This is a genomic window from uncultured Methanobrevibacter sp. (assembly GCF_947169325.1).
Classification (GTDB): Archaea; Methanobacteriota; Methanobacteria; order Methanobacteriales; family Methanobacteriaceae; genus Methanocatella.
Genome location: NZ_CAMVPN010000093.1, coordinates 1 through 7716 on the forward strand (window position 1 = coordinate 1; position 7716 = coordinate 7716).

General features: G+C 34.4%; 7 protein-coding genes. 4 read left to right on the forward strand and 3 right to left on the reverse strand.

All coding sequences use genetic code 11. From position 1 onward, the window contains the following. The first annotated feature begins 967 nt into the window (after positions 1-967). The gene (locus Q0W26_RS10385; RefSeq protein ID WP_298524918.1) at positions 968-1468 is read left to right on the forward strand and encodes a Panacea domain-containing protein; all 501 of its coding nucleotides are present in this window, start codon (positions 968-970) and stop codon (positions 1466-1468) included. Continuing rightward, positions 1458-1856 carry a hypothetical protein gene (locus Q0W26_RS10390; protein WP_298524920.1) on the forward strand — a complete coding sequence of 133 codons (399 nt, stop codon included), beginning with the start codon at positions 1458-1460 and terminating at the stop codon, positions 1854-1856. The genes Q0W26_RS10385 and Q0W26_RS10390 overlap by 11 nt, the downstream gene beginning before the upstream one ends. Positions 1857-1986: 130 nt before the next feature. On the opposite strand, the gene Q0W26_RS10395 is transcribed toward Q0W26_RS10390, so the two are convergent. The 3 genes from Q0W26_RS10395 to Q0W26_RS10405 form a co-directional block, all read right to left on the reverse strand. Next, complete coding sequence (locus Q0W26_RS10395; RefSeq protein ID WP_298524923.1) at positions 1987-2766, reverse strand: hypothetical protein; 780 nt, start codon at positions 2764-2766, stop codon at positions 1987-1989. A 1125-nt stretch (positions 2767-3891) separates the two neighbouring features. Next, positions 3892-4812, reverse strand: coding sequence for a zinc-ribbon domain-containing protein (locus Q0W26_RS10400; protein ID WP_298524926.1), 921 nt, complete (start codon positions 4810-4812; stop codon positions 3892-3894). A 3-nt stretch (positions 4813-4815) separates the two neighbouring features. Beyond that, positions 4816-5610, reverse strand: coding sequence for an ion channel (locus Q0W26_RS10405; RefSeq protein ID WP_298524929.1), 795 nt, complete (start codon positions 5608-5610; stop codon positions 4816-4818). Positions 5611-5956: 346 nt separating this feature from the next. Here Q0W26_RS10405 and Q0W26_RS10410 point away from each other — a divergent pair, with 346 nt between their 5' ends. Both Q0W26_RS10410 and Q0W26_RS10415 read left to right on the forward strand, forming a co-directional pair. Then, on the forward strand, positions 5957-6838 hold the full coding sequence (locus Q0W26_RS10410; RefSeq protein WP_298524932.1) for a DUF4041 domain-containing protein: 882 nt from the start codon (positions 5957-5959) through the stop codon (positions 6836-6838). 203 nt (positions 6839-7041) lie between these two features. Then, positions 7042-7497: a GIY-YIG nuclease family protein gene (locus Q0W26_RS10415; protein ID WP_298524935.1), complete on the forward strand. Its 456-nt coding sequence runs from the start codon at positions 7042-7044 to the stop codon at positions 7495-7497. Positions 7498-7716: the final 219 nt, after the last annotated feature.

Consider the following 7716-nt stretch of genomic DNA (forward strand, 5'->3'; position numbering starts at 1 on the left):
CAATATATTTTTTGGTTTGCGAATCCCCGCCCTCTACAGGGCGGGGAGGTTCAAATCCCTGTCGTTTTAATTCGATGAATATTATGTTCTCAAAGATTCGCTTAAAATCTGTTAATGTATGTTTTGAAAGAATTGTCTGTTCGGATTTTCTACTAGAAGTTCGAAAAATGGTAAATATGGAATAGAATTGAATATGGAAGGAAACTTTAGGAAATTATGCTAAAAAATATCATCAATTCCGCAAATGGGGGGATTTAGTTAAAAAAAGAGAGCTGGCCAGAAACGAAATCAGGTAAGTTCTGACATTAACATATCCAAAATCACATTTTCAAGTATATATGGGTGTTCAAATCTGATTTGATTTTTAATGTTGATTTCATTAACGTTAATGTAGGTGCGTTAATCTTTAAGTTTTCATATTTTCTTTTGATTTAATTGAGGCTTCCGTTAATTATACTGCCTACTATTTTTGATGCTCGCAGAAATATTTGTCTAGATACAGTTTCTACTTTAAATTTTCATCCAATAACCTTGGATTTTTAGAATTTTTGCTGCTCACTACTTTTCGTCCAGTTCTACTTTCCAATTCTCTTAAAGCATTGCCGGCTATATTGTTTAAACGGTTCGGCATTTGGAGAAGGTATTGATTGAATAATACGGAACTTGTTTTGCAGTAGTAACATCTGTTTTGTACATTTTACCGTCTTTATGTGGTGGTAATTTAAGTTGGTTACAAATTGTAACCAACTCAACACCTTCTTTGTTTAACCTTGTTTTTAATACACTCCAGCACTTACAGGACACTTAATTTAAAGGGATAAAGCTAATGCCAACTATTTTATTTATTATTTAACAATAAAATTGCTTCAAACATGCAAAAAGCATAAATATTTAAATTAAAAGAAACAATAGCTTTAATAAAGTAGTAATATCTTAAATCATAAATATTAATGGAGGGTGATTAACAATGGAATTTGATAAAGAAAAATTCAAAAGTGTTCTTTCATACATCATCAACAGATGTGAAAATAAAAAGAATGTTGGAAAAACAGTGATTTGTAAATTATTATATTTTTCAGATTTCAATTATTATGAAAAATATGAAACTTCCATAACCAATGAAACCTATATCAAATATGAAAGAGGCCCATATCCACAACACATTGATGAAATAGTCGATGAAATGATTAACGATAACTCCATTACAATTGAAAAAAAACCTTATTTTGGAACTACTATCCATAAACACTACTTACAGGAGGTTCCAGATTTATCAGCACTGAACACTAAGGAATTGGGTGTTATAAATGAAGTAATTGATGAATTGGGTGATCTATCTGCAAAAGAAGTTAGTGAATATTCTCATGGGGATATGCCGTGGATGATTGCAGAAGATAATGAAGATTTAGACTATGAATACGTTTTTTACAGAGACCCTGAATATAGCGTTAGAGAATATGACAACTGAATACACCATTAAAACTTATCCCAAGTTTGATAAGGAATTTAAAAAGCTCACTAAAAAATGCCCATCACTTGAAAAGGATTTTGAAAGGTTAAAAAAAGTTTTACTCTTAGATTTAAAAAGAGGAGATCACAGATTAACTCAAGACAGATATAATCAAATCCCTGGATTAGGTCCAAAAGTAAAATTTCCAGTGTTTAAAATCAAAAAATTTCGTTGTAAATCAATTAAAGAAGGAAACAGATCTCCTTTTAGATTTATATTCATATTAAGTAGAAAACACAACTTGATATATTTCACAGAATGCTATTACAAATCCAAACATGAACTTGAGAACAAAAAAAGAATACAGAACATCTGTGCAGATTATGAAAAATATTTTAATGAATAGGTTGTCCACGGATAAGTGCTACGTAATAGGAATTATAGTAATATTCGGTAAATTCTCTTCCACATTAGCTGAGCCCGATATTTTCTCATGAAATATACGTAACTTATTTTAGACGTCATCAAAATATTCACTAGAATTTCCTAAGATACATATTGTCTCCCAGACTTTCCACCAATCCCCATTCAATCAGTTCATTTAAGTGAGTGATTACTTTTTCATCAAAATTCGCACTGGATTTATAGTGTTTAAGGTAACTGTGATTTAAAAGCTCATCAAGGGGGAATCTGACCTTACCTATGCGAACAATTGTATCATAGACTATTTTCTGCCACATCGAAAGGTTAAAAATAATATCCTCGTAATCCTCATCATCCAATTCATTATAGAAGATACTCTCTTCATCATTATTGTGCAGTTTCCAACCGTTCAACTCAAATTCATCCCTTGCTTCAATCGCATCCCACTTTGTATCATATGGTCCTAAAATGCGGAGTTCACCATCAATTCTTTTCTTAATCCAGAATTTACGATATCTTTTCAAGATGTACCGGTTGACTTTTGAATCTCCATGGTATAATGCTTGTTTTCCCATTGTTTGATATTTCATATACATTTCGATGTCTTCATCAACATTAAGTATAACATCAATTTTAGAGTCATAATGATTGATTATGGCAACTTCATCATTAATTACGGGGGCCACAAGGTACTGGTTATGAATCTTGCTGAAGAAAATCGGACCTTCCTTTAAAATATCCATTAAATTCCAATCATGCTTGACAAGCAAATCCCTTGCAAAAGTAGCATCATTCAAGTTATTATAGCATCCAAAAACCTCATTTTTGTTGTTGATTGATTTGAAAACCCTGAATTTATTATTTTTCTCGCAGATATATTGTTCACTTGTCATTGAAAATGTTTATATTCGCGAAAATATTTATAAGTTATGAAAAAGATGATGTTAATTATTGACAAAATCAGAGTAGAATTAGTCTTTAACTTAATTATAGAGTTCATATTTGAGTTGGTAGTGAATATTTTATCACATTAACGACAGGTAATGTTATGTTAATCTTATTTGACAGTGCCATGATTAATCTTTATTTTTCTAAAAAACACTTATTTTTCTTTTTTTAATCATTTTAAGATGCAAGTGAGCACTTACATTCGAAAAACTATTTATATGGCCTTTCATAAACTAATTAATAGGTCTGATGTACTCAAATTGAAAAACATCAAAGACAGAAAAATTATCAAGGTGACTATAATGATTGACAAATGGACAAGAGACCTGATTCATTAGGTGAATGGACCGGTGAACTCAAAACTGATAGGAGGTGGAAATATGGGTTTTTTAGATTGGTTTGATATTGATCGTTGATGGACTCCTCAGGTTTCTCCGTTTTAAGGGGATTGTGAGGTTTTGTTTATAAAATTGATGTGGAGGTGAAAATATGGTGAATATTGATGTAAGTGATATTATGGATTTCATACCTGATTTCAGATGTTTCTAAATTTATAATAAATTCGCAAAAAATATCCTACGGGGGTGAAAGTTCTGCGAATTGAAAGTGACACGTAAAATGCTGCCTGTTTGGCGCAATCGAGCAGGCAGTTTTAACATAACTATTTTTTTTAACAAACCATTGCCGCAAGCCGATTTTCCACTCAATTATTTTCATGTAAAACTTTTTGAATTTGGCCATGATTGCACCGGTATTTGCATACAATTAAAAAAGTTATTGACAAACCTCTGAAAAAAGAATTATAAGGTCTATAAAGGGATATTCAATGAATAATTTGATAAATTTGGGATGGACATGGGATTTTTTTAATTTTTAGGATTTTTAAGTTTGACATTACCATTTGACTTTTCGCATTTCCAATCTGATTTTTAATTGCGGATATATATCACACTGTCAGTTCAACATAAATTTCACAAATGCTTCATGTTAATGTAAAATCCAGTGATTTTGGTGATGGCTTTCTAAGTGAACTATTTATTTAATCAACTCTTGAAATGATTTGGTGGACTTCAAAGTATTTTTGCACCGCAGCTTGAACAGAAGTTTGAATCGGCATCCACTGGAGCTCCGCAGTTTGTGCAGAATGATGCTGGAATATCGGATTCTTCATCTGGATTTTCCACATCTGCACCATGCAGCAGCTGTTCCTTTTTCTCGTCATATTCCTCACGTGTTATAAGCCCCCTTTCATACAAATCTGCGTACTTCAGAAGGATGTCTGCATTGTCGTTGATTGTTTGGATGTCCTCGCTTTTCCTTTTCGGCGCTTCAATATGGTCGCTTACTATGCTATTGAATGCTGCTAGGTCAATGTTAGCAACCTTGCATATGAATTTGCTGTCATTGTTAAGGACGAATGTGACTATGGTGTGCACGAAGCCCCTGTTTCCGAACACCATGCGTCTTATGTCATCATAAAGGACGACGTCACCTGTGGATTTTATGGTGAATCCGTCATTCATGAAGAGAAGATTAGTGTATTTCCATTTTGTCTCGCCTTCATTGAGTGCGCCCAGGATGGCGCCGCTTCTTCCCCATATTGCGGTTCCTATTGCGACATCGCCGACTCCGCTTGACTGGTACGGAATTTGGATGTTGATCTTTCCTTTTGAAAGGATGTCCCTTTTGGCATCCTCGACCTTTGCTGCATCCGCTTCATCTAAAGTTATCAGCCTGTTGTTGGGTGACATCTCCAAAACAAGTTGGTTCACCCTTCTTCCGACATCCTCATAGGTTATCCTGCCGTCTTCTAATTCAAGCTTTATCTGATGGTTGATGATTCCCCATGCCTTTGAGGTGTCACCTATGCCGTTTACCTTCAAAAGCCTTACGAATTCGCTGTTGTGAAGAATCTTTCCTCCGATGATTCCTTTCAGTGTTTCCTCACCACGCTTTATTTCCTTTTTGTTCATTGGTGTTGACAATGGCATTTTTCACTCCTCCATCTTTTCCTTTAACTCTTTGATTTCCTCTCTAAGCATCCTGTTTTCCTCACCGAGACTGTCAAGCTTTGAGTTCATGGATTCAAAATGTTCTCTGATTTCCGCTTCAAATTCGTCCTCGTCACTTTCAATCAGGCGCTCTGTCATGAATGAGGATATTGCAGCTGTGATTGTGGAGAATATGAATATTCCAGCTGTAATCAGCATCATGGTGATTACCTTCTCGTTGTATGTCTGTGGAGTGATGTCACCGTATCCTACGGTGGTAAGAGTCACAATTACGAAATAGAAGTCGTCAAAAATGCCATAGCTCGGACCGAAAATGTAGAGGAGTCCTGTGAATATCAGTATGGTAATTATAACTCCGCCGAGAATCTTGTCGATGTTTGTCTTGTTGACGAACTTTTTGACAGTGTATGAGAACCTTTCAAAGAGAAACACTATTCTGATAAGCTTCAATAGCCTGAGATACCTTAAAAGATTCATTCCAGGGATGATTACTGGAAGAATTGAATCAAATGGGATTGATGCAATAAGTGCCAGTATATTGTCTCTGTCCTTTAGAAACGTCTTTTTTGAAGGGGATATGATGAAGGTGGTTGTCCATTCGATTAAAAGGATTATGCACACGATAAAGTCAAAGTTCAGTATTCTTAATGTGATGATTTCGGGAACTTGAAAAATCATCTCTATTGTAATCAGGATGATGTCTGTGACAATCAGTCCGTTGATTACAAACAGGTTGATGAAAAGCTTCCAGTTCAAATCCATTCCAAGCACTTTCATATTATGTTCTCCAATATATTCTTGATAATAAGTTATGTTTAATATTATTATAAAAATTTTGTTAAAGGGTATGCGATTGATGTTGTCTCTTTTGCAAGGAAAGTCAATTTGGATGCCTGTGAATGGCTGATTCTGGAACTTTTACTTTCATCATGTTGCTTGAAGGAAAAACGGATTGTCCAATAAAGATTTAAAAATTTTTTCTAAATAATTTCATCATAATGATGTGTGAGGTCATGTTTTTAACCATTTCATATTTTTAATCAAATAATTGAAACAATGTGGTAATGTTGTATAAATAGTATTAGATACAAAATATTATCTATAAATTATTTGGATTGTTATTATGGATTCTAATGAGATTATCGGTATTGTCTTATTGATTGTTGGAGCATTTTCATTTCTGTTTGTTCAGGTGCACATTTCTTGCGTTATTTTGGTGCTGGGACTGTATTTATTATACAGGGGTCAAAAAAAGCCCGAAAGTACAATTGACAAGGATTTGCGCGCTAAAAATGAAGAGCTTAAAAACATTGAAATGAAATTGGCTAAAATGGAAAAGGAAAAGGAAGAGGAAATCAACCAGAAGCTGGCAGACAGGCAAAGCAAACTGGACAACATTGAAGAGGAATTGGACAAATTGGAATCCGAAAGAATCCGGGAAGTTGATGAAAAGATAAAGGACAAGATCGAGGAGCTTGACAGTCTCAATGCAAAATATGAAAAGCTGGAGCTGGAAAAGAAGGATGATTTGTCCAACAAATTAAAATTCAATCAGGACAGGCTGATTCACCTGCAGAATGAGGTAAGTGAGCTTGAATCCCAACTGGACAATACCAAAGAGGAACTTGAAATGCAGAGTTACGGGCTGTATGAGCCTAGATATAAATTTGTCAATTCTACGCTATATAAAGAGAAGTTAACAGAGATAAGAAAAAAACAGAAGCAGCTGATAAAAGACAAGACTGCCGCCCAATGCTTTACGGAATGGACTGTAGATGGAAGTGTATCAAAAGGAAGGGCCAAAACAAATGCAAACATCAGGCAGATTTTAAGAAGCTTCAACAATGAATGTGAAGTGATAATCAACAAGGTGAAGCATTCCAATTTTGAAAGCAGCGAAAAAAGGATTCAAAAATCCTTTGACTCCTTGAATAACTTATATAAAAGGGATGATGTAGTGATTTCACAGCAATACCTGAACCTTAAATTCGATGAATTCACTTAGCATTTGAATATGAACTGAAAAAGCAAGAGGAAAAGGAGCTTCTAAGGGAAGCACGTGAAAGGGAAAGGGAAGAGAAGAAACTTCAAAAAGAGCTTGAAAAGGAGAAAAAGAAATTCTCCAATGAAAATAAAAGACTAAATTCTGAAATTGAGGATATTGAAGAAAAACTGAATCAGGCAGAAGACAGCGAAAAGGCAGACTTGTTGGCAGAAATCGAAAAGCTCAGAAAAGCGCTTGATAAAAATAACGAAGAAATCAAAAGAATCGATGAGTGGAAGGAAAAGCCGGGAGCAGGATATGTCTATATAATCAGTAACATAGGATCATTTGGCGAAGGAGTATTTAAGATTGGAGTGACCCGCCGTGAAAACCCCGAAGACAGGGTTCGTGAATTGTCTTCAGCATCAGTGCCATTCAAATATGATGCTCATGTATTCATGTTTTCAAAGGACGCATATGCCTTGGAATCAAAATTGCATAACCGGTTTGACAAGCAAAGGGTAAACAAGATTAACAACCGTAAGGAATTCTTCCGAATTTCAATAGATGATGTAAAACAAATCGTTGAAGAGAATAAGGAGGTTGTTCACAGTTTTGTTGAAGTTCCCGAAGCCGAAGAATATCATGATACCTTGAAAATTGAAAATGCAATGGATTAATAATTTGGATATTAGTAAAACAAGCAATCAAATTAAAAAATGAACTATTTAAATAAAAGAGGAGATGTTAATATGGATGACAAAACATTAAAGATATATGCACATGTATATGCCAGTAGTTATAGGGTTAAGGTAGTTAAGACCTTAAAAGATGAGATAAAGACTCCCACTATGATTTCAAAGGACACTGGAATCTTGCTCAATCACATTTCAAATGTT

Bases quoted from the DNA above. Each gene is read 5' to 3' on its own strand.
- Q0W26_RS10405 (WP_298524929.1), bottom strand. From the start codon at position 5,610: ATGAAAGTGCTTGGAATGGATTTGAACTGGAAGCTTTTCATCAACCTG.
- Q0W26_RS10390 (WP_298524920.1), top strand. From the start codon at position 1,458: ATGACAACTGAATACACCATTAAAACTTATCCCAAGTTTGATAAGGAA.
- Q0W26_RS10385 (WP_298524918.1), top strand. From the start codon at position 968: ATGGAATTTGATAAAGAAAAATTCAAAAGTGTTCTTTCATACATCATC.
- Q0W26_RS10400 (WP_298524926.1), bottom strand. From the start codon at position 4,812: ATGCCATTGTCAACACCAATGAACAAAAAGGAAATAAAGCGTGGTGAG.
- Q0W26_RS10410 (WP_298524932.1), top strand. From the start codon at position 5,957: ATGGATTCTAATGAGATTATCGGTATTGTCTTATTGATTGTTGGAGCA.
- Q0W26_RS10395 (WP_298524923.1), bottom strand. From the start codon at position 2,766: ATGACAAGTGAACAATATATCTGCGAGAAAAATAATAAATTCAGGGTT.